The organism is Allobosea sp. GW823-FHT01F03 (genome assembly GCF_058798075.1).
The window spans coordinates 4,604,782-4,623,483 of record NZ_CM179505.1; the positions used below are offsets into that span (position 1 = coordinate 4,604,782).

An 18,702-nucleotide genomic window follows, 5' to 3' on the forward strand; every position below is an offset into this window, starting at 1 on the left:
AGGCGGTTTCGCGCATATTCGATGGGTTTCTCGCTGCTCAAGACGCGATTTGCACAGGAGGCGCTCGGGCGCAGCCTGGCCTGGTATCTGCGCCTGGTGCGCCGGACGAACCGTTTCGTCACCGAGCCCGCGGACATCTATGAGCGCGTCCGCCCGGAACTGCCGCTGATCATCGCGATGTGGCACGGCCAGCACATCATGATCCCGTTCGCGCGGCCGGACTGGATGCCGGCCTGTTCACTGGTGTCGCGCCATGGCGATGGCGGCTTCAATGCGGTGGCGCTGCGCGAACTCGGCATCGGTGCGATCCGCGGCTCCGGCGCCATGGGCAAGAAGGTCCGCGAAAAGGGCGGCGCACCGGCCTTCCTCGCCATGATGCGCCGGCTCGCGGCCGGCGAGACGATGGTGCTGACCGCCGACATCCCCAAGCGCGCCCGGGTCTGCGGCGCCGGCATCGTCGCGCTGGCGCGTGCCTCGGGCCGGCCGATCCATCCGATCGCCGTGGTCACCAGCCGGCGGATCGATTTCAACAGCTGGGACCGCGCGTCGATCGGGCTGCCCTTCGGCCGCGGCGCCATCGTCGTCGGCGAGGCGGTGAGCGTGGCGCGCGACGCCGACGAGGCGACCTGCGAGGCGGCAAGGCTCGCCGTGCAGGCCGGGCTCGATGCCGCGCATGAGCGGGCCTATGCGCTGATCGGGGCACGCGATCCCGGCGCCGGCCTGCGCGAGGCCGCAGCCGCCAGGGACGCCGCGACGGCTGCAGCGAAGGCGGCAAGACCATGATCGGCCGCAGCCTGATCATCAGCATCTATCGCACCCTGACCGCCCTGCTCGAGCCGGCTGCGGCCGGGCTCCTGCTCTGGCGCCAGCGGCGCGGCAAGGAGGATCCGGCGCGGATCGCCGAGCGTCGCGGCTATCCCGGTGTCGACCGCCCCGAAAAGACCCTGGTCTGGCTGCACGGCGCCAGCGTCGGCGAGACGGTGACTCTGCTGCCGCTGGTCGAGCGCCTGCAGCGCCGCGGCCTCGCCGTGCTCGTCACCTCCGGCACGGTGACATCGGCGCGGCTGCTCGAGCAGCGCCTGCCGGCCGGAGCGATCCACCAGTACCTGCCGCTCGACGTGCCGCGCTATATGCGCCGCTTCCTCGACTATTGGCGTCCCGATCTCGGTCTGCTCTGCGAATCCGAGATCTGGCCGAACCTGATGATCGAGGCCGGCAAGCGCGGCATCCCGCTGGTCCAGGTCAATGCCCGCATGTCCGAACGCTCCTTCCAGCGCTGGTACAGATTCCCCAAGACCTCGCGCTATCTGCTCTCGGGCTTCGAGCGCTGCCTCGCCCAGTCGCAGGAGGACGGACAGCGCCTCGCCCAGCTCGGCGCGCCGCGCGTCAGCATCGCCGGCAATCTGAAATTCGACGTGCCGGCGCCACCGGCCGACCCCAACACTCTTGCTTTGCTTGATGGCCTGATGGCGGGGCGCCCGGTCTGGGTCGCCGCCTCGACCCATCCGGGCGAGGAAGAGGACGTGCTCGCTGCCCATCTCGGCGTCAAGGCGCATCTGCCGAAGCTCTTGACCATCGTCGCACCACGCCATCCCGATCGCGGCGACGAGGTCGCGGCGCTCGCCCAGGCGAATGGCGCCGTCAGCGCACGCCGCTCGCTCGGCCAGTTGCCGGAGCGCGAGGTCGAGTTCTATGTCGCCGACACGCTCGGCGATCTCGGCCTGTTCTACCGGCTGGCCCCGGTCGCCTTCATCGGCGGCTCGCTCGCCCCGATCGGCGGTCACAACCCGATCGAGCCCGCCAAGCTCGGCTGCGCCCTGCTGCACGGGCCGCTGGTCCACAAATCCGCCGATCTCTTCGCCGCCTTCGACGCCGGCGGCGGCGCCCGCCAGGTCGCCGACCGGCAGGAACTGGCCGGCGCCGTGCATCGCTGGCTGAGCGACCCCGCAGCGGCGAGGCAAGCGGCGCGCGCCGCCGCGCAGACCAGTGCCCAGCTCGGCGGGGCGCTGGAACGAACCGTGCAGGCTCTCGAGCCCCTGCTGATGCGCGTCGCGCTCGGCCAGCGCGAGACGGCGCCATGATGCGCGCGCCGGGCTTCTGGTGGCGAACGCCACCTTCAGCCCTGGCCCGGCTCACCTACCCACTCGGCGCGATCTATGGCGCCGCGACGCTGGCGCGCATGCGCCGCCCCGGCATCCGGGCCGGCGTCCCGGTGATCTGCGTCGGCAATTTCATCGTCGGCGGTGCTGGCAAGACACCCACCGTCCTCGCTTTGGCAGCTTTGCTCGCCGCCCGCGGCGAAACGCCCTTCGTGCTGTCGCGCGGCTATGGCGGGCGCGAGGCCGGGCCCGTGCTGGCCGACCCTGCCCGTCATGGCGCTGCCGAGATCGGCGACGAGCCCCTGCTGATGGCCCATCATCTGCCGGTGGTGGTCGCCCGCGACCGGCCCGCCGGCGCGGCGCTCGCCGCCGCGCGCGGTGCCAGCGTGGTGCTGATGGATGACGGCCTGCAGAACCCCTCCCTGCGCAAGGATCTGCGGCTCGCCGTGGTCGAGGGCGCCGCCGGGATCGGCAATGGCTACTGCTTTCCGGCAGGGCCGCTGCGTGCGCCGATGGAAGGGCAGCTCGGAGAGACCGATGCGGTGGTGGTCAATGGCCCGGGCGCCGCCGGCGACGCGGTCGCGGCGCTGGCGCAAGCCGCCGGTCGGCCCGTGCTGCGCGTCGGGCTCGACGTCCTGCCGGAAGCCCTCGCCCGTCTCGACGGGCTCGCGGTGATCGCCGCATCGGGGATCGGACGGCCGGAAAAATTCGCGACGACCCTGCGCCAGTCCGGCGCCCGGCTCGCCGGCGAGCGCCGCTATGGCGACCACCATCCCTATACGGCGGGCGATGTCGCGACGTTGCTCGCGGAGTCCAAGGCGACCGGCTCCACCATCGCCGTGACCGAGAAGGACATGGTCAAGCTGGCGCCGCTCTGGCCGGCGGACGAGCGCGAGCGCCTGCTCGCCGTGCCGGTGCAGTTGCGCTTCGACGACGAGGCGGCGATCGGCGCGCTTCTGGAACAGGCCCTGACGGGTTCAGGGACGGCCGCCGCGGCGGACCCGCAATTGCACCGCCTCGGGTGAGACATAGGCTTCCTGCCAGTCGACCGACCAGTAACGCAGATCCTCGAGCCGGATCGGCGCGCCGGTGACGGCGCAGCGCACGAAGGCGCCGGGGCGAACGACCCGAAACTCGCCATGGCCGTAATCGAGCAATGCCTCGGAGCCGCCGGTCGGCAGGCGCTCATTGATGTTCATGACGGACCCGGGTTGTGAAGCAGCCTTCCGCACCGCGGGCATCGCGGCGGCGTGCTGAGACAAGTGTATGAATAAATTGCCTGATCATGGCGCTCTTGTGATACGGCAATTCCGGCAACTGAAGCAACACGATCGGGCGGCAGCTCGGTGCCGAGGATCGCGCCGAGCCGTCCCCGGACCTCGACGAGCGAGGGCCGATAGGCCGGCCCGACCGTAACAACGACGGACGCGACGAGGGCGCGAAACGCCGCGCGCGCCTTGGCATCGGTCGCCACGGCCTTGTCGAGCCGAAGCGCGAGCGATGCGAGGTCGCGCTGGTACGCGTCGATCGCTGCCGGGTGAAGCGCGACCACGTTGCGATCCGCTTGCGCCGCCGCGAGGCGATTGGCCTGATCCGCCTTGTCGGCGCGGAGCCGCTCCATTCGCGACCTTGCCTCATCGGAGGATAGGACGCCGGTCGCGATGGCATCGACGACCCGATCGATGTCGCGGCCGATCTCGGCGAGGCGCCGCTTTGCCTGCTCCTCGATCCGCGCCGCCGATGCGGCCTCGGCGTTGCGCTTCGCGTTGAAGGCCTCGACGTACCGCGCCATCGCGGCCGGATTGCTGATCTGCTCGCGCAGGCCAGAAACGACCGCATCCTCGATCGGATCGAGGAAGACCCGGCGCGATCCGGCCGGGCAGGTCCCGGAGAATTTCCCGGCGTTGCAACTGATCATCGGCCGGCGCCGAACCGTGCCGGCCATCGACATCGCGCGGCCGCAATGGCCGCAGCGGAGCAATCCAGAGAGGAGCCTCGTGTTGCGGGTCCGAGGGGGCGGCGTATCACTCGCCGCCGCGGCGCGGCGGGCGATGACCGCTGATGCGGTATCCGGATCGACGATGGCAAGCTCCGGCGCCGGAACCCTGATCCAATCCGCTTTCGGATTGTCGCGATGGACGCGCCGGCCAGTATCTGGGTCGCGGATCATCGTGGTCCGGTTCCAGACCATTTCGCCGCGATAGATCGGATTGAGCAGGATGCCTGTTTCGCGATCCCGGTCGCCGTTCAGCGTCGTCGCGTTCCACGTCCCGCCCCGAGCCGAGGCGATCCCGTCGCGGTTCAGGACGGAAGCGATCCGCCGGGCGGAATGCCCAGAGGCGTATTCCGCATAGATGCGGCGAATGATGGCCGCCTCGCCCTCCTCGATCACGAGAAGGCCGGGCGAGCCCGGAACGTGGCGATACCCGTAATGCGCGCCGCCGGGATTGCGGCCGGCGCGGATCACGCCGGATAGGCCGCGCCTGATCTTCTGCGCCCCGTCCTCGCGGTAAAGCTGGCCGATGAGCCCGCGCAACCCGACCAGAATGGTCGATGCGACGCCCTCATGGACCGCGATGAGATCGATGCCGGCGAAGCGGAACCGCTTATGGATGCCGGCGAGGTCCTCCATGTCACGCGAGATGCGATCCAGCGCCTCGACGATGACAGCACCGAACTCGCCGCGCTGCGCCGCGGCGATGAGATCGGCGAGGCCGGGGCGGCCCGCAACGGCGCCACCGGATCGGGCGGCATCGCTATGCCTTGCGACGATCGCGAAGCCGTTCCGGCGCGCGTAATCCTCGCAAAGCGCGAATTGGTCCTCGATGCTGCGGTCGTTCTGATGGTCAGTCGAATATCGGGCATAGATCGCCGCGCGACGCATCGCCATTGCCATCGAAATGGTCTCCAATCTTCGCGCTTCGAGGTTAGATCATGTAGCGCGGACAGAGCCAGCTTCAACGGTTGCAGATTTTCCAACTATTCGCGCGCGGCGTGGAAGCCGATTACGCGGGCACAGGGCGGCCAATTCGCTCGGAGCCACTGACCTGGCCGGCCGACAATGATCGGCCGCCGTGGGCCGCTCTATCGCGATCTGGCAGCGCTTGCCGGAGCGCAGCCTTGGTCGGCTCGTGCCCGGCATCGAGCAACTCGGTCACGGTCCGCTTGGTGATGCCCGGATCGTTGATCTCCGCGTCCCGCGCGATCCGCGCCTCGTGGATGTCCTTCCGCGTCAGGCCAATGTCGGCGGCGGTTGCTTCAACGTTCTCGGTCGGAACCTTGAAGTTGCGGCCGCCGCCGTGCCCCGCAACCTCGCCGCGCTGCTGCGCGGCGTCGTATTCGTCGGCGAGGCGGCGCTTGGCCGCCGCCTCGATCTCAAGCGCGTCGGCTTGAGCGGGCTGTGGAAAGACCGAGCGTTCCGATGGCGCGATCTGATCCGCGCGATAGGCTAGTCCCATAAAAAATATGGGGAGGCGCGATCATGTGGGTAAGGATGGCCTCGGGCGACGCCTCGGCGGTCTGGATCAGAGCCGGCATCGTCCTATTGATCGGCTTCGGGATCGCGTTCCCGATGCTCTGAGCGCATCGACCGTCGCCTTGGTCACGACCTCGCCCGCCGCGAGCATCTCCTCGATCCTGCTCTGAACGTCAGGCTCAGCAGATGCGAGCGCGTAGAGCGCGGTTGGAGGCAGACTTGCAATCGATGCAAGTTTGGCTCCGAACTGCTCCGCAACCTTCATGAAGTTCTGGGCTGTCCGCTCGCTCATCCCGAACTCGGCCTCGATCCATGGCAGGAAGGAGCCGTGCGGAAGCGAGGCTTTGACCGCGAGCAGGTCGCGGCCGATCTCGATGATGTCCTCGGCGGTCCGGACAAGATTAAAATCAGATGGATTTGGGCAAGACTACCATCACGGCCATTGCGGCATAGTCCAGCCATGGCAGTGGTTCCGTTTCCGCCTCGCAAGCGCCCCCAGCACGAGCGCCCCAAGTACGAACTCCCCCGGCATAAACGAAGCGTGGACTGGCGGCGGATCGGCAGCGTTGCCCGCGTAATGGGGCTCGCGATTATTTTGACAGTTGCGCTGTGGGTCTGGCGGGAGCCGCTTCATGCCGCGCTATCGCCGGCATGCACCATCCGAGCGAACATCGACAAGCGAACCGGGGAGCGCATCTATCACCTGCCGGGGCAGCGATACTACGCGGCGACGCGCATTTCACCCTGGCGAGGCGAGCGCTGGTTTTGCAGCACGATCGATGCAGAGCGAGCCGGCTGGCGCCCGTCGCGGGTCTAGCGCGCTACGGAAGCGCGCTGCCTGTCGCCACCTGCTCACATCCCGTATCCTTTAAGGCAGCGCCGAGCCGTAGCTGGAAGTTGTCACGGAACCGGCCGAAGGCTGCATCGACGCGCGCCAAAGGAATATAGTGCTGGACGCGGCCTATCCGGCTGTCGAGCCAGCCTTTCGCGACGGCATCGAACTCGACGCGCGGCACAAGGTAGATGCGGCGCTCATCGAGATCGGCGCTGGGAAGCAGTACGATAGCGAGCCAGTCGAAATCATCGCCTCGCTCATAGTAGTCGATGAAATGGCCGCTCCGGCGCTGAAATGTCCTCGCCTTCACAGAAATGCGCTGCGGCGGCATATCCTTCGGCTGCGCGATTACGTCATATCCCGGCCAATTGTCGGGCACCTTGAGCGCAGGGATGCCGGCCAACGTCAGCTCCGCAGCGACCAGCATCTCGCATGCGTCGCCGAGTTGCTTGGTCGTATAGGCGCGCGAAGTCGTAATCTTATCGCTCCGGCAGCCAGAGGTCCTTCGGATCAGCCTTCCGCCTGCGCCGATCTCCGGCCTCGCGATCGAACTGGATGTGCGCCTCGGTCAGCGCCATTTCGAGGAAATAGGCAAGGCTGTCGTAGCCCTGAGCCCGCGCATCGGCTGTCAGCACCTCGATCCGGCCAACAAAATCGTCGGCCCGGCGCAAGCGGACCAGCGGCACGCTGGAGCCTGTTGCCCCCTTACCAGCCATTGGCGCACCCTCCCCTATCTATTCAGCGTATTCGCGCGCGAGGCGGTCGTACAAGCCCCGGCGGCTTCGGCGCGGACGCCGGCTCGCGCTCTCCGGCAAGAGCGCGCTTGATCGTTGACTTGCCGACGCCAAACTTCTCCGCTGCATGGGAGACGGCGCTTTTATTCCGTCCAGCACCCTTCGGGTTCCGTTCTGATTTTAATTTCGGCGCAGGCTGCGCCGAAATTACCTTGAGCAGCTTATCGTGCTCGCGAAGGAGCTTGACGTACTGGCGGATCAGATCGCGGCGCCGCGCCGGCGTGAGATGGCCGCGATCGACGTTCTCCGAAATCTCCGCGAACCGGCCGCCGATCCGAGAAGTATCCATCTGCGCGACCTGCTGCTCGTAGACCTTGCCGCCGCGCTGGATGAGGCGCGGGGTCATCTGGCGGTTTCCGCCAGATGTGAGAGGGCGCAAGCGCCGTGCCATCTGCTCATCCACGGCGCAGCGCCACGTAAAGATGGGCTACTCCCATTCGGCTCGGCTTGTGGCAGGCTGCGCTGAACTCTGGAGAACGCTATGCTTACCGCCGAACAGATCGCCGCCGCGAAGTCCAGGACCGCCTACTCTCTCTCCGAGGGGGCTCACCACGAGCACGACGACTGCATACGCATTGCGCACGAGTGGTTGAGCGCGCAAGAGCGAACCAAGGGCACGATGCGACGCACTTACGCGATGAAGCATCTAATCGAGCGCTGGGGAGGCCGGTATGTCTCCCAGACCGACGTTGAGGTCGCCGCCGTCTTGCTCGGCCTGCGGGGGACCTATCCGAAGTACAATATCTCCTCTCGCCTCACAGAGCCCGACGCGTCGCGGTTGAAGGGTATTGGCGAAGCTAACTCTCAAAACCAGCGCAGGCGGCACAATCCGACAGTCTACGGCCGGCAAGAGAGCCTTTAGCGGAAAGGCTCGGCTCCGCCGCAGCCAAGGCGCGCGATAAAAGCACGCTTGCTGAGAGACCACTCGGATGCGAGCGGAAGAGCTAGGGTTGCCTTGGAGCGAGGAGGTCGCTGCGCAAAATACTGCGGCGACGCCAGTTTCGCTGCCCCCTGCTATTCAGAGGCCCTCCAAGGAGACGATAGTGAAATCATGGAATTGGCCGCTGACCTGCTTTTTCGGCCTGATCACCCTCGCCACGATTGTCGGCATCATTCTCCCACCTGAGGATCGCATCTGCTCCTATGTCCTCCTCGCAAAAGCTGCCGAGCAAGCAAATACGCCGGTGTTTGGTTGCTTGGAGTTTTGGCTCAACCGATATCAGACCGGCATTGCTGCCATCCTTGCTCTCATCGCGGCTGGTGTCAGTGTCTTCTTCCTACACCGTCAAACAGCTCAAGCGGACAAGCACGAGCAGGAGCGCTACAAACGTCAGCATGCCGCGGCCAGAGCGGTCTTACAGCTTACGCTCACCGAAATATGCGACTATGGCAAGAAGTCGGCATTGGCATTCCACGGTGTACTTGAAGCGATGGGCGAAGATGGACGTGTGTTGCGGCCTATCCATTTCGATCCGCCGCCTGTTCCTGAACAGCCGATCGAGCAACTCCGCGACTTCATCGCCAGTACCGACGCGGCCCAGTCAGCAATCGTAACTGATCTCATACATAAAATTCAGGTTCACAGCGCACGGAGCAGGACTGACACGCTCAACATTAGGGCTCCTGAGCAAGGCGATGCTCTCGTGCCAAGGGTACAGATCGTAGAATATCTAATCGACGCCGCTGAGATATACGCACGAGGATCGATGCTCTTTGATTATGCGCGGCGGAGAAGCGAGGAATTTCCTTGTGCTCCTAAGCAAGCGAACATGTCGAATGCTCTGTTTCACATTCAGTACGAACTAATGGATCAGCGTGAATTCCGAGAGATACTCCAAAGACTCTACCCCGCCGAGTGACCGTTGCTATCTCACGAGCGCGCCACAAGCGCGACGACCACCAGATCGCGATAGCGGGCCATCGCCTTCGGCGAGGTCGAAACAGGATTGATCGCGACGGCGCGGAGCCCGGCGATGTCGCCGGCCTCGGCCAGTGCCACGATCTCGGCAAGGCGCTTGCGAAACCGCGCATGCGTCGGGGCGCTGAAATCCGGCGCCGGCGGCAACTCGCCGCGCTCCGCAGCGGCAAGGGCCGAGGCGCGCTTGCCAAGGGGCTTCCCCGCCCAACCTTTCCGCGCGGCCGCTGACGGCCGCCTATCGGCTTCCTGGCGGGCCTCGTCCTGCATCGCGAAGGGGACCGGAACCGAGGCGCCGGTCGGCGTGATCGCATAGATCAGGACGTTGCGGCCGGGATGCGCTGCCTTGATCGCATCGGCCTTGCGGACCGCCTCGATCAGGGTCGCGGCCGGCTCGTTGATCTTCTTGGTCGGCGAGAGGCGCAGATGTGCGTTGAAGCTGGTCGCGGTTGCAACAGCGGCGCGATCGGCGGCGTCGGCGGGATGCGGCTTCCTCGGCATGGCGGTCTCCGATCCGGCGCGGAATGCGCTGGTCACGACTGCATGACCCGACAAGTCGAGCAACTGGCGCTGAGATCGCTCCCCCCGAGCGCCTCCGCCAAACGGAAGGGAAATCCGAATTTCGATCCGCCTGATATTCGCGATGATCGGGGCTCGGCGCCGCACTGCGGCTCTATAGCGTGAAAGGCCCCGATGCCGCCCCCCTCGCCTATTGCGTGCAGCTAGGGCTCACTGCAATCTCACCAAAACAAGGGGGATGACATGAAGGTGTGGGCTGCAACATTTGCGGCAATGGCAGCGATCGGAGGGTCGGCCTACGCGAACGACATCGATACAGTCCGACGCTGTGCGGGCATCCGGGAATTCAGCGCGCGCCTGGAATGCTTCGACGCCTACGCGCAGGCTTTGCTAGCGAGCGACGCGAAGACAGGCGCGACGACGAAGGAGGTGATCGCGAGTAAGCCGGCAGAGTTCAAGAGGACTGATCCGGCTGATATCCAAATCACGCCGAACAAATTCATCGGCCGAGGCGTCGAGGTCGCAGGGTTCCAGTGCTTCCATGCGGACAAGGACGAATTCCGATGCATCCATCCGAAGGCAACGCTGTTGCTGCTCACCATCAAGGTCAAGCCTGATATCGAGCAGGCGACGCTGGAAGACACCTGCGGATCGATCAACACGGCTGTGACTTCGCCGAAATGCAGACGCACGCTTCGCTTCGTGCCGCTCAAAGCCGAGAATGACAAAATCGACGGATATCGATCTCGAACCATGATCTTCGCGGGCGAGATCGAGGTCGTGCCGTCGCAACGCCCGCGCAGATAGGTCTCCGATCCAGATGATGCGGAAGTGGCCAGCATTCGTGACAATCGACCTCGGAACGAGCGAGGCGGACGACGCGGAAATGCACCGCCGTTGGGAGAACTATAACCGCGAGATGCAGGGCATCATCGCCTCCGGGGTCGCACATCAGGACGCCGATAGCTGGTGGGTCGAAACTGCGACCGGCGAGCTGATCGGCCCCGACCCGGATATTGAGCGTCCCCGGACTGCCGAGGAGATGGCGCAAGCCCGCCCATTCGTCGAGGCGCTGCCGGAACTCGCCGCAGCAATCCGCCGGACGCGCGAGGCGAAGCGCACGGACTGACAGGAAACGACAAAAGCGCCCCGCGCGGCAGAGCCGGCGGGGCGCATTCGGAAGGGAAATTGTTGACGGCTATGACGCTGCCGGCCCGGCGCGCAGATCGTCAGCGATCCGCCGCGCGAGCGCGCGCCAAACCTCGTAATCGAAGCGATCGTCCTCCATCGAGACGGCGAGGATTTCGGCTCGATCCGCGATCTCGGCGAGGCTCGATGTTTCGGTCCGGCAGATCATGTCGAGCGCTTCGTACTCGGCGTCGCAGATCGCCGACCAGCAGCGGTTTCGCTCGTCAGTGATCGGACCTGCCAGCTCATGGAAGGCGTCATCGTTCGCTTTCTGGAAAGCAATGAAGATTTGCGCACGCATGATATGATCTCCAATTGAATTGACCAGATCAGTTTGCGTAAAAATAAATCAAAGTCCAGAAGCAGATAATCCAACTATACAGTTGGATTATTTGCAACTTTCTAAGCAAATTATCTGCAACACTACGTCGCGGCAGCTATCGAGGCCCCATCGGGTTGCCGGCACCGACATTCGGCGCGGCCTCTGGCATTGATCGCCCGGTCGAGCCGGGGCCGTTGCCGGACAACGGGGCATTCGCGACGGCCTGCGCCGCCTGGATGAACTGCGCGAGCGCGCCGGTCGGAGAGAGGTCGATGGTGACGCGGGTCTCACCCTGCACCGCGACCTCGGCGTTCGCTGTGATCTGATCCGGCTTGACGACGGCCTCGACCGTGCCCGTTCCCGCCGCGCCGATTGCCTGGACGACTGGCGCCCCCGGCATCGTCATGACGCGGCCGGTCGGCGCGGCGCCGAGCGGCATAATGCCGGCATCCTCGATCGTGGCGTGGCCGGCCCGGACCGCCTGCGTTTCGGCGCGCAGCGCCTCGTGATAGGCGCGGCGGCGCTTCTGGCTCCAATTGTGAGCCTCGCCCGGCGCGACCTGACCCCGATCGCCCTTGACCGGCTCGTAGCCGCGCGAAAGCAGATCGTAATAGCCGTAGGCGAGCATCGCGGGCGGGACGAAACGCGTCGCGGCAGCGGCCGCCGTGGCAAGGGCGCCGCCTGTACCGCCAGCCGCGCCAGCGGCCCCAGCCGCTCCCGCTGCCCCGGCCGCCCCAGCCGCGCCTGCGGCCCCGGTGAGGCCGAGCACAGCGCCGGCCGCGGCGATCTTGGTAATAGCGAGGGACAGGCCCGTGATGGTTGCAACGGCCATTGCCCCGTAAGTCCCCCACTCGATAAGGCGGGGGGACGTATCGGCCAATGAGCGAAGGCCGGAGGAGACCGCATCGAGGCCGGTCGCCACGGTGGCCAGGACGCCGCTCTCGGCAAGCGTGAGGATCATGTTGTCCCACGACGAGGTCAGGCGGTTATGCGCGCCGACCGCGCCTTGGTTCATGACCTCCGCGCCGCGCGCCGAGGCGCCGGTGCTCTGCTCGGTCAGGATTTTGAGAAAGCTCTCATATTGCGGCCCGAGGACGTTCGCGAGGCGCGCGCCCTGCTTCACGTCGAAGAGGCGCGCGATCTGGCCGGTCGTCACGCCCTTGTTGAGCAGGTCCGCGATGAGCCGGTCGATATCGAGGCCCTCGCCGAGCGAGGTCGCGTAGCGCGCCGTCATCTTGGCGATCTTGGCGCGATCCTTGACGCCGGTGACGTTCATCTCCTTGATGACCGCCTCGGCGATGGCGACAGCAGGATCGCCGCCATCCGCCGTCGCCGCTGCGACCGCGGCCTCGATCTCCTTGCGCTTGCCGGAGATGTTGAAGCCCTGATTTCGGAGGCCCGAGGCGTAGTCGTCGAAATTGACCGGCTTCGTCGCGGTTGCGTAGTCCTCCCAGCGCATCCCCATTTCGGCCATCTGCTGCCGGGCATCGGCGGTCGGCTTGACCGCCCGGACCAGCATGGAACGGATCGCAACGCCGCTCTCATCGCCGCGAAGGCCGGCCTGGCCCATCGTCGCGATCATCGCGGCAAGCTGCTCCTGGCTGACGCCGAGGCGCGCCGCGAGCGGCGCGGCGAATTTGAAGCCCTGGGCGAAATCGTCGACGCCGAGGCGGGTGATATTCGCGCCCTTCGCGACGATGTCCTGATACCGCTGCGCCGCGCCGACGATCCGCGGGTCGCCGGCCTGCATGCCGTAGGCCGAGAGCGCCGAGACGGTGTAGTCGGCCGCCTTGTACGGATCGACCTCGCCGAAAAGGCTGAACTGCATCGTCGGCAGCGCGAGCCCGCCGGCCTGCTTTTCAAAGCCGGCCTGCACATAGGCGCGCTGCAATTCCATCACGTCCTTGGCTTTGAAGCCGAGGCCCCGCGCGCCGAGGTTCCGAGCGTTCCGGCGAAGCCCATCGGCCTCCTCCTTGGAAAGCTCGCCGCGGGCCTGCGCTGCGTTGACGCTGCGCTCGAAATCGATCGCGCGGTCATAGGCCAATTTCCCGACCATGATGACACCGATCGTCGTCAGGCCGCCGGCCCCGATCCCAAGGCCGAGGCCGGGGCGCGGGGTCATGGCGGCGGGGATGGTCGGCACGCCATGCGGGACCTGCTGGATCAGCGGGACGCCGGAGCGCGAGGCCCGCTGGCCGGGCGGCACGCCCCACGGATGGGCGTTGAGCGCCTTGCCTGCCGCGGCCTGCCGATGCATCGCCGCGGTCGCCACGTTGAGCGTCCGCGTCAATTCGGCCTGCTGCTTCGCGATCGTGTTGATCGGGATGCCGGCGCCGACGAGGGAGGCACGCGCCTCGCGAACCGCCAGGCCCTGCTCGCGGAACGCCGCGGTCGCGCGCGAGACCGCCAGCGAGGCCCGGCTGTACTCGCCGAGCATCGCCTTGGTCGGCGTGGCCGTCGCATCGAGTTCCCGCTTGAGGCGAGCGGCCTCCTGTTGCGTCCGCCTCATCGCGAGGCTGGCGTCGTCGAGCCCGCGCGAGACGGATCGGAAATTGTCGATCTTGGCCAGGCGCGATCCGATCGCCTCGACCTGCTTCGCGAGATCGGCGCTCGCCGCGCCGAGCGAGTTCTTGACCATCGCGCCGGTCTTGCTCGCCGCCGCGATTTTAGCCGCGAGCTTGTCGATCCCCGACATGTCGCCGGCGCGCGCCGAGATGACGGCAGCTGCTTCGACGATCTTCACCATGGCTTGTCCGATCGGGGGGTTGCGGAGGTGGCGGCTTTACGGCTTCAAGCCGAATTCGCGCGCGACGCGCCGGCCTTGGCCCCATCCGGCCGACATCCCGATCGGCCGGAGCGAGGTCAACGTCGCGATCGAGGCGAAGTCATCGAGCAGGTTGTCGCAACCTGGGATCGCGCGGGTCTCGACGCGATCGACGCAATCGCCAGCCCGACCAGCCTCGATAAGCTTCGCATTGACGGCATCGACGGCGGCCTCGTGGCTGCGGAGCCGATCGAGAAGTTCGACGATCGCGACGCTATGGCGCTCATAATCAGCGCGAAGCCGGGCGGCGAACTTCTTGGCATCGCTCTCGACACGCACGCGCTCGGCATCGAGAGCAGCGTTGCGCTCGGCGGCCTCGGCCTCGGCAACGCGGCGCTTCAGTTCGACCTCGGCCGCTCCAAGCCGATCGAGATCGAGGCGGGCCGCGGTCATCGCAGCCTCGGCGGCCAAAATATCCTCATTGGAGCCGGTCAGGAGGAGGTTATTGCGCGACGCGGTCACGGTAGCGAGCACGTCGCGGGCGTGCGGCTGCGCCGCCGCGACCTCGGCCAAAGCGGCCCGGATCGCGGCGGAGGTCTCAGCGCCCGCGCGGAGCCGGCGGATCATATCGCTAATCATTGAGGCCATCCCTCATCTGCTGCCGGGAACTGACCGAAGGCGAAACGCTCGCCCCGGTCCGCTGCATCGATCAGGGAGGCGGCCAGGGTGCGGGCAGCCTCGGGATCGAGGATCGAGATCGCGGTCTGAACGCCCTCGCGCGCGACCTGCATCGCGACGATGGGAACGCCGGTCGGCGCCAGCATGGGCTCGACGCCGATCGTCACCGGAGGCAGATCGTCGGCACCGGGACGGGTGACAGTCATGGCTCGGTCCTACAAAGCCGCGGCGGGGTTTTTATAGAGGCCGCGCCAGTCGATCGTGCCGGCGCCGACATCGAGACGAACCTTGATCTCGACGCCGTCGATGTCGAAGCCCATCCGGCTCTCGGTGTAGACGCCGCGCTTGCCTTCGAGATAGGCGAGTTCGACCGTATCGATCTGTCCCGGATCGGCAGCGAGGAACCAGTGGAACCGGCTGCCGGCGACGGCGGCGCCGGTCGCCGGATTGGTGAACCCGCCATCGAGCCGGGGCTCGCTGATCGGGGTCAGGCGGGTCAGATAGTTCGGGACCACCTTTCCGGTCTCGACCGGGCGGATCGAACCGAGAAGCTGCTCGGCCTTCATGACCGCGGCGACCGAAGTGATCAGGTAGCCCGGCGTCAGGTTGAGAAGCGTCTTGCCGTCCAGACCCTTCTGAAGGCGCATCGCCTCGAAGCCGAGCGCGACGCTGTCGGCGGTGATGCCGGCGGCAGTTCCGAGGTTCCCGTGGTTGGCATGGAACAGCGCGGTTCCGTCGCCCATCACCGGGTTGCCGATGATCTGCGCCCAAACAAGGTCGCTCTCAAGGTTCGCGGCCTGGACGCCGAAAGCGCGCGGGATGCGCGTGAAGGCGCCGAGATCATCGTTCATGATCCCCTGCCGGGTGATGCCGACGATTTTGCCGTAGGTCAGGATGCCGTAGCTCTCCTTGCCCTCGGCGATCGTACCGCGCTTGAATTCGCCGTGCTCGTTGACCTTTTCGAGCTGCGGAGCCTCGCCGAGCTGCAAGCGGCTGATCTGCTTGAAGTCGGGAGCCGAAACCTCGCGGACGAGCGGGCGGAAGGTCTGCGGAGCGGCCTCATAGCCGGCGCGCAGCGTCTTGTTCGCCACGTTCGACAGAATGATCGGGAAATCGGATGTCGAGTGCAGCCCGCCGGAGCGCGTCGCGCCCGCGAGGGCGCGATCGGCGATATCGATCCGGGACATGCCGCGGGTGCTAATCCCCGCGGCCTCAAGGCTGTCGCGGGCGATTTCAAGGAGCGACATGCCTCGGAAGTCCTGACCCGCCTCAGTCAACGCGAAGGTCGCCGGATCGGCGCGGTGCAACATTGCATTGGCGATCGCTTCGGCGCGACGCTCGCCGCCGTTCGGGCCGGTGATGTGGACCCGGTCGTCGACAGACAGAGCATTGAAGGTGGGCACGGCGTCTTCCTTTTCTTGAATGGCGCGGAACAGCTCGACGCGGAACTCGGGAACGGTGAGACCAGCGCGGATCGAGCGATCCGCGAGGTCGGTCATGTCGACCTTGCGTCCGAGATCGCGGATCGCAGCGGCATCGGCGCTGATGTCCGGCTCGGCGGAGATCATGGTGAAGCTGTGCTTGGGAGCGCCGACATCGGTTTCGGCGCTTCGCATCTGCGCGCCGGGGTCGGCGGGGATCGGGACCGCGCTGATTTCGAGCGGCTCCCAATCGACGACGCGCCACAGGGCGGGATCGCCGTCCTGGCCGTCCGTCTTCTCGACCTTGTGGTAGCGGTAGCCGACCGAGACGTTGCGGATCACGCCGTCCCGAATGTCCTGCACGAGGCCACGGACCTCCTCGCGCTTCGAGAGGACGACCTTGGCATAGCCCTTGCCGCCATCGATCCGAGCCGAGCCGGGGACGACGGAGCCGATGACGTGCTCAAGGCGATAATCGGCGTGGGTGTTGAGGAACGGTGCGCCGGCGTTGAGCCGGCCCAGGCGGACCGATCCGCCATCGACGACGAGTTCCTCGTCATAGGCGCCCTCGCTCCACGAGTAGCGCCGGACCTTCGCGCCGGTCGTAAAGACCAGCTCGATCGTGTTCTCGGCCTCGTCGAAAGAGGACGCGCGGACCTCGGCGGCCCGAGCCAGTTTCGGAGCGGTATGCTGCACGTCAGCCATGAGCGCGCACCTCGCGCCGGACGCGCCGGGGCAGCGGGTCGCGACTCTGCTCGCTGAGCCAGACGAGCAGGTCGGCCAGTGGATATCTGGCCCGGCCACCGATGCGGACCCAGGCCGGGCCATGGCCGCTGGCCCGGATGCGTCTCAAAGTATCGATTGAAATTCTAAGCCGCTCTGCGGCCTCGGCTTCGTAGAGAAGATCGTGGTCCATGAAAGTTCTCGCACTTGCGCAACTTCATGCGATCGATAGCACAATTAAGCATTTATGTCCAAAATCTAAGTAAAGTTGGAAATTTTGCTGCATACAAGTTGGAAAATATCCAACTCAATACATTCCGAATGCGATCCGCCGGCCGTGGCCGGCGACGATCTCGCCGTCGACATCACCGAGCAGGATCGGATTGGTGAACCCGAACTCCTCGATGCTCGCCCTGATCTGCGCGATCTGCTCCGCGCTATGCAGTCGCGCGTTCCGCGGGTTGGGAACCAGATCGTCGAGCTGCCAGAACTCGACGGAAAGCGGCTGTTTCTTCGTCATAGGGCGGGTGGCCGTGCTCTGCGAAAAGTAAAGTCAAACCGGAATGCGAAAAACCCGGACATGCACGAGAACCGGGGGCTTGGCCCGCGCCGTGATCGGATCGGCAGCAAGGCCCCAAGGCCGGGGGGCATGCTGGCGGGCCAGCGGCGGGCCGTCGCGGGCTTCCGCGGATCGGGGGCGGGCTGGGCCGCCGCAGGGAGCGGCTGCCAGCCGCGTGAGGCCGAGGGGGGCCGTCCCGATCGTCATGGCGGCGGACGGCGCTCATCGCGCCGCCGCCTGGCCCATCGGGCTCAACTTGGGCGATGAGGGCTGCCCTCATGACGGCCCTCGCCTGCTCATCCGGCGGTTGGAACGGGCGGGATTTCCAGCGCCCATCCCGCCGACACCGGCCTTGAGGCCGTACGGCGCGGCGGCGCCTATGGCGCCCGCAGCCGCCTCGCTGCCAGGAGGGTCAGTATCCGCCATCCATTGCGGTGGAGTTCCTGGCTGCCATTGCTCAGCCTTCGCCCTATCGGCGATCTGCTTCGAGAGCTGGAATTCTGATAGCCGCGCGCTTGGGGGGGTAGGGGGGCTTCTCCCTACTATGGGTGAATAACTTGTTCGCGCTTTTCGCTTGGATTGTTCATGCTCCCGCGCCTGCGTAGCATGCACAAATTGTTCACCCTCGACCGCGCTGCTATCATGCACAATTTGTGCATGCTTTTCGTTTGCATACTCGGGAGGGATGACGGCCGCGATGGTTCGCCTCGGCCCGCGCACCTCGACCTTGATCAAGCCCGCCTCCTTAAGGGCATCGAGGCCATATTGAACGCTGCGCAGATCAAGCCCCGTCTCTTCCATCAGCCAGTCATTGCTGGCGTGGGTCTTGAGTTCCTCGTCCAACGCCACCGGCAGCACAGCAACGAGAGCAATCGGGCGCGCCTTTCCGCGCATCGCGTAAAGGGCAGCTCGACGCCAGAGCGCTTTGGGCAATTGCGAGGTCAGTCCACCTCTCTTCGCGCCCATCACGCGCCCTCCCCGGTCTGGTTCGCCTCGGTATCGGCGAGCGCCATCGCGAGCGCATCAGCAGCGCCCTCTGCCTCGGGGGTGGTCAAGCTGTAGCGGAGATACCGGTTGCCGCCGATCCCGACCGCAAGCGCCACAAGGCTTTCGCCGTAGGCTCGATCCGCCGCCGCATTTGCGCGGCCATTGGCGGCATGTCTGCGCGGGAAGCGGCCGTCCTCGCGTGTTCGAGCCAGGTCGCCCAACGAGGCGCGCAGCGCGTCGACCATGCCTTCGGCCTGGGCGATGGTCAGCCCGATCGCGAGAGGCCGCGACCGGCCGAGATTGAGAGAGAGATTGATCGATGTGCGGCCTTCGCCGCCGACGATCATAACGGCCGCGGCTCGGCCGTTACGCGAAATGCGCTGCGTATGCTGCTGCATAGGTTCTTCTCGATCCCATAAGGGC

General features: G+C 66.2%; 25 protein-coding genes. 8 read left to right on the top strand and 17 right to left on the bottom strand.

What is annotated here, in order from left to right; genetic code table 11:
• Positions 1–21: 21 nt before the first annotated feature.
• Genes AC3RCC_RS22080 through lpxK form a run of 3 tightly spaced genes read left to right on the top strand, consistent with a single transcriptional unit; the run spans position 22 to position 3,124 of the window.
• Positions 22–783 carry a lysophospholipid acyltransferase family protein gene (locus tag AC3RCC_RS22080; RefSeq protein WP_291641632.1) on the top strand — a complete coding sequence of 254 codons (762 nt, stop codon included), beginning with the start codon at positions 22–24 and terminating at the stop codon, positions 781–783.
• Positions 780–2,081, top strand: coding sequence for a 3-deoxy-D-manno-octulosonic acid transferase (locus AC3RCC_RS22085; RefSeq protein ID WP_291641635.1), 1,302 nt, complete (start codon positions 780–782; stop codon positions 2,079–2,081). Before AC3RCC_RS22080 ends, AC3RCC_RS22085 begins: the two co-directional genes overlap by 4 nt.
• Complete coding sequence (gene lpxK / locus AC3RCC_RS22090; protein ID WP_492258816.1) at positions 2,081–3,124, top strand: tetraacyldisaccharide 4'-kinase; 1,044 nt, start codon at positions 2,081–2,083, stop codon at positions 3,122–3,124. Before AC3RCC_RS22085 ends, lpxK begins: the two co-directional genes overlap by 1 nt.
• Here lpxK and AC3RCC_RS22095 read toward each other — a convergent pair.
• From AC3RCC_RS22095 to AC3RCC_RS22110, 4 genes are all read right to left on the bottom strand, one after another.
• A complete protein-coding gene (locus AC3RCC_RS22095; RefSeq protein ID WP_291641637.1) occupies positions 3,077–3,298 on the bottom strand; it encodes a DUF2093 domain-containing protein in 222 nt (73 codons plus the stop codon). The two genes, lpxK and AC3RCC_RS22095, sit on opposite strands and share 48 nt — an antisense overlap.
• Complete coding sequence (locus AC3RCC_RS22100; RefSeq protein WP_492256589.1) at positions 3,295–4,995, bottom strand: recombinase family protein; 1,701 nt, start codon at positions 4,993–4,995, stop codon at positions 3,295–3,297. Before AC3RCC_RS22100 ends, AC3RCC_RS22095 begins: the two co-directional genes overlap by 4 nt.
• Before the next feature lie 109 nt (positions 4,996–5,104).
• Positions 5,105–5,557 (bottom strand): hypothetical protein, encoded by a 453-nt coding sequence (locus AC3RCC_RS22105; protein WP_492256590.1) that lies wholly within the window; start codon positions 5,555–5,557, stop codon positions 5,105–5,107.
• Positions 5,558–5,623: 66 nt separating this feature from the next.
• Positions 5,624–5,953 (bottom strand): DUF3102 domain-containing protein, encoded by a 330-nt coding sequence (locus AC3RCC_RS22110; protein WP_492258817.1) that lies wholly within the window; start codon positions 5,951–5,953, stop codon positions 5,624–5,626.
• A gap of 198 nt (positions 5,954–6,151) precedes the next feature.
• Between AC3RCC_RS22110 and AC3RCC_RS22115 the strand changes: the two genes are divergently transcribed.
• Positions 6,152–6,391, top strand: a complete 240-nt coding sequence (locus tag AC3RCC_RS22115; protein WP_492258818.1) for a sunset domain-containing protein — start codon at positions 6,152–6,154, stop codon at positions 6,389–6,391.
• A 4-nt stretch (positions 6,392–6,395) separates the two neighbouring features.
• On the opposite strand, the gene AC3RCC_RS22120 is transcribed toward AC3RCC_RS22115, so the two are convergent.
• Genes AC3RCC_RS22120 through AC3RCC_RS22130 form a run of 3 tightly spaced genes read right to left on the bottom strand, consistent with a single transcriptional unit; the run spans position 6,396 to position 7,549 of the window.
• Positions 6,396–6,836: a hypothetical protein gene (locus tag AC3RCC_RS22120; protein ID WP_492256591.1), complete on the bottom strand. Its 441-nt coding sequence runs from the start codon at positions 6,834–6,836 to the stop codon at positions 6,396–6,398.
• A 52-nt stretch (positions 6,837–6,888) separates the two neighbouring features.
• A complete protein-coding gene (locus tag AC3RCC_RS22125) occupies positions 6,889–7,125 on the bottom strand; it encodes a hypothetical protein (RefSeq protein WP_492256592.1) in 237 nt (78 codons plus the stop codon).
• Positions 7,126–7,147: 22 nt separating this feature from the next.
• Positions 7,148–7,549, bottom strand: coding sequence for a hypothetical protein (locus AC3RCC_RS22130; RefSeq protein WP_492256593.1), 402 nt, complete (start codon positions 7,547–7,549; stop codon positions 7,148–7,150).
• Between the two features lie 135 nt (positions 7,550–7,684).
• On the opposite strand from AC3RCC_RS22130, the gene AC3RCC_RS22135 reads away from it, so the two are divergent.
• Together AC3RCC_RS22135 and AC3RCC_RS22140 are read left to right on the top strand one after the other, a co-directional pair.
• The gene (locus AC3RCC_RS22135) at positions 7,685–8,065 is read left to right on the top strand and encodes a hypothetical protein (protein WP_492256594.1); all 381 of its coding nucleotides are present in this window, start codon (positions 7,685–7,687) and stop codon (positions 8,063–8,065) included.
• A 67-nt stretch (positions 8,066–8,132) separates the two neighbouring features.
• Entirely contained in the window at positions 8,133–9,062 is a 930-nt protein-coding gene (locus AC3RCC_RS22140) for a hypothetical protein (RefSeq protein ID WP_492256595.1), read from the top strand.
• A gap of 11 nt (positions 9,063–9,073) precedes the next feature.
• Here AC3RCC_RS22140 and AC3RCC_RS22145 read toward each other — a convergent pair whose 3' ends face one another.
• Positions 9,074–9,619 carry a hypothetical protein gene (locus AC3RCC_RS22145; RefSeq protein ID WP_492256596.1) on the bottom strand — a complete coding sequence of 182 codons (546 nt, stop codon included), beginning with the start codon at positions 9,617–9,619 and terminating at the stop codon, positions 9,074–9,076.
• Between the two features lie 261 nt (positions 9,620–9,880).
• Here AC3RCC_RS22145 and AC3RCC_RS22150 point away from each other — a divergent pair, with 261 nt between their 5' ends.
• Complete coding sequence (locus AC3RCC_RS22150) at positions 9,881–10,444, top strand: hypothetical protein (RefSeq protein WP_492256597.1); 564 nt, start codon at positions 9,881–9,883, stop codon at positions 10,442–10,444.
• A gap of 79 nt (positions 10,445–10,523) precedes the next feature.
• Positions 10,524–10,766: a hypothetical protein gene (locus tag AC3RCC_RS22155; protein ID WP_492256598.1), complete on the top strand. Its 243-nt coding sequence runs from the start codon at positions 10,524–10,526 to the stop codon at positions 10,764–10,766.
• Positions 10,767–10,835: 69 nt separating this feature from the next.
• Here AC3RCC_RS22155 and AC3RCC_RS22160 read toward each other — a convergent pair whose 3' ends face one another.
• The 9 genes from AC3RCC_RS22160 to AC3RCC_RS22200 all read right to left on the bottom strand — a co-directional run bounded on the left by AC3RCC_RS22160 (position 10,836) and on the right by AC3RCC_RS22200 (position 18,677).
• Positions 10,836–11,126 (bottom strand): hypothetical protein, encoded by a 291-nt coding sequence (locus AC3RCC_RS22160; protein ID WP_492256599.1) that lies wholly within the window; start codon positions 11,124–11,126, stop codon positions 10,836–10,838.
• 136 nt (positions 11,127–11,262) lie between these two features.
• On the bottom strand, positions 11,263–13,893 hold the full coding sequence (locus AC3RCC_RS22165; protein WP_492256600.1) for a phage tail tape measure protein: 2,631 nt from the start codon (positions 13,891–13,893) through the stop codon (positions 11,263–11,265).
• Between the two features lie 36 nt (positions 13,894–13,929).
• Positions 13,930–14,484 (bottom strand): hypothetical protein, encoded by a 555-nt coding sequence (locus tag AC3RCC_RS22170; RefSeq protein WP_492256601.1) that lies wholly within the window; start codon positions 14,482–14,484, stop codon positions 13,930–13,932.
• Between the two features lie 62 nt (positions 14,485–14,546).
• A complete protein-coding gene (locus tag AC3RCC_RS22175) occupies positions 14,547–14,795 on the bottom strand; it encodes a hypothetical protein (RefSeq protein WP_492256602.1) in 249 nt (82 codons plus the stop codon).
• 9 nt (positions 14,796–14,804) lie between these two features.
• A complete protein-coding gene (locus tag AC3RCC_RS22180) occupies positions 14,805–16,715 on the bottom strand; it encodes a prohead protease/major capsid protein fusion protein (RefSeq protein WP_492256603.1) in 1,911 nt (636 codons plus the stop codon).
• Entirely contained in the window at positions 16,708–16,926 is a 219-nt protein-coding gene (locus tag AC3RCC_RS22185; RefSeq protein ID WP_492256604.1) for a helix-turn-helix domain-containing protein, read from the bottom strand. Before AC3RCC_RS22185 ends, AC3RCC_RS22180 begins: the two co-directional genes overlap by 8 nt.
• A 114-nt stretch (positions 16,927–17,040) precedes the next feature.
• On the bottom strand, positions 17,041–17,253 hold the full coding sequence (locus AC3RCC_RS22190) for a ParB N-terminal domain-containing protein (RefSeq protein WP_492256605.1): 213 nt from the start codon (positions 17,251–17,253) through the stop codon (positions 17,041–17,043).
• A 315-nt stretch (positions 17,254–17,568) separates the two neighbouring features.
• Complete coding sequence (locus AC3RCC_RS22195) at positions 17,569–18,258, bottom strand: hypothetical protein (RefSeq protein ID WP_492256606.1); 690 nt, start codon at positions 18,256–18,258, stop codon at positions 17,569–17,571.
• Positions 18,258–18,677 carry a hypothetical protein gene (locus tag AC3RCC_RS22200; RefSeq protein ID WP_492256607.1) on the bottom strand — a complete coding sequence of 140 codons (420 nt, stop codon included), beginning with the start codon at positions 18,675–18,677 and terminating at the stop codon, positions 18,258–18,260. The genes AC3RCC_RS22195 and AC3RCC_RS22200 overlap by 1 nt, the downstream gene beginning before the upstream one ends.
• Positions 18,678–18,702: the final 25 nt, after the last annotated feature.

Coding starts and splice junctions, on each gene's coding strand:
- AC3RCC_RS22080 (WP_291641632.1), top strand. CDS start 22: ATGGGTTTCTCGCTGCTCAAGACGCGATTTGCACAGGAGGCGCTCGGG.
- AC3RCC_RS22085 (WP_291641635.1), top strand. CDS start 780: ATGATCGGCCGCAGCCTGATCATCAGCATCTATCGCACCCTGACCGCC.
- lpxK (WP_492258816.1), top strand. CDS start 2,081: ATGCGCGCGCCGGGCTTCTGGTGGCGAACGCCACCTTCAGCCCTGGCC.
- AC3RCC_RS22095 (WP_291641637.1), bottom strand. CDS start 3,298: ATGAACATCAATGAGCGCCTGCCGACCGGCGGCTCCGAGGCATTGCTC.
- AC3RCC_RS22100 (WP_492256589.1), bottom strand. CDS start 4,995: ATGGCAATGGCGATGCGTCGCGCGGCGATCTATGCCCGATATTCGACT.
- AC3RCC_RS22105 (WP_492256590.1), bottom strand. CDS start 5,557: ATGGGACTAGCCTATCGCGCGGATCAGATCGCGCCATCGGAACGCTCG.
- AC3RCC_RS22115 (WP_492258818.1), top strand. CDS start 6,152: ATGGGGCTCGCGATTATTTTGACAGTTGCGCTGTGGGTCTGGCGGGAG.
- AC3RCC_RS22120 (WP_492256591.1), bottom strand. CDS start 6,836: ATGCTGGTCGCTGCGGAGCTGACGTTGGCCGGCATCCCTGCGCTCAAG.
- AC3RCC_RS22125 (WP_492256592.1), bottom strand. CDS start 7,125: ATGGCTGGTAAGGGGGCAACAGGCTCCAGCGTGCCGCTGGTCCGCTTG.
- AC3RCC_RS22130 (WP_492256593.1), bottom strand. CDS start 7,549: ATGACCCCGCGCCTCATCCAGCGCGGCGGCAAGGTCTACGAGCAGCAG.
- AC3RCC_RS22135 (WP_492256594.1), top strand. CDS start 7,685: ATGCTTACCGCCGAACAGATCGCCGCCGCGAAGTCCAGGACCGCCTAC.
- AC3RCC_RS22140 (WP_492256595.1), top strand. CDS start 8,133: ATGCGAGCGGAAGAGCTAGGGTTGCCTTGGAGCGAGGAGGTCGCTGCG.
- AC3RCC_RS22145 (WP_492256596.1), bottom strand. CDS start 9,619: ATGCCGAGGAAGCCGCATCCCGCCGACGCCGCCGATCGCGCCGCTGTT.
- AC3RCC_RS22150 (WP_492256597.1), top strand. CDS start 9,881: ATGAAGGTGTGGGCTGCAACATTTGCGGCAATGGCAGCGATCGGAGGG.
- AC3RCC_RS22155 (WP_492256598.1), top strand. CDS start 10,524: ATGCACCGCCGTTGGGAGAACTATAACCGCGAGATGCAGGGCATCATC.
- AC3RCC_RS22160 (WP_492256599.1), bottom strand. CDS start 11,126: ATGCGTGCGCAAATCTTCATTGCTTTCCAGAAAGCGAACGATGACGCC.
- AC3RCC_RS22165 (WP_492256600.1), bottom strand. CDS start 13,893: ATGGTGAAGATCGTCGAAGCAGCTGCCGTCATCTCGGCGCGCGCCGGC.
- AC3RCC_RS22175 (WP_492256602.1), bottom strand. CDS start 14,795: ATGACTGTCACCCGTCCCGGTGCCGACGATCTGCCTCCGGTGACGATC.
- AC3RCC_RS22180 (WP_492256603.1), bottom strand. CDS start 16,715: ATGGCTGACGTGCAGCATACCGCTCCGAAACTGGCTCGGGCCGCCGAG.
- AC3RCC_RS22185 (WP_492256604.1), bottom strand. CDS start 16,926: ATGGACCACGATCTTCTCTACGAAGCCGAGGCCGCAGAGCGGCTTAGA.
- AC3RCC_RS22190 (WP_492256605.1), bottom strand. CDS start 17,253: ATGACGAAGAAACAGCCGCTTTCCGTCGAGTTCTGGCAGCTCGACGAT.
- AC3RCC_RS22195 (WP_492256606.1), bottom strand. CDS start 18,258: ATGGGCGCGAAGAGAGGTGGACTGACCTCGCAATTGCCCAAAGCGCTC.
- AC3RCC_RS22200 (WP_492256607.1), bottom strand. CDS start 18,677: ATGCAGCAGCATACGCAGCGCATTTCGCGTAACGGCCGAGCCGCGGCC.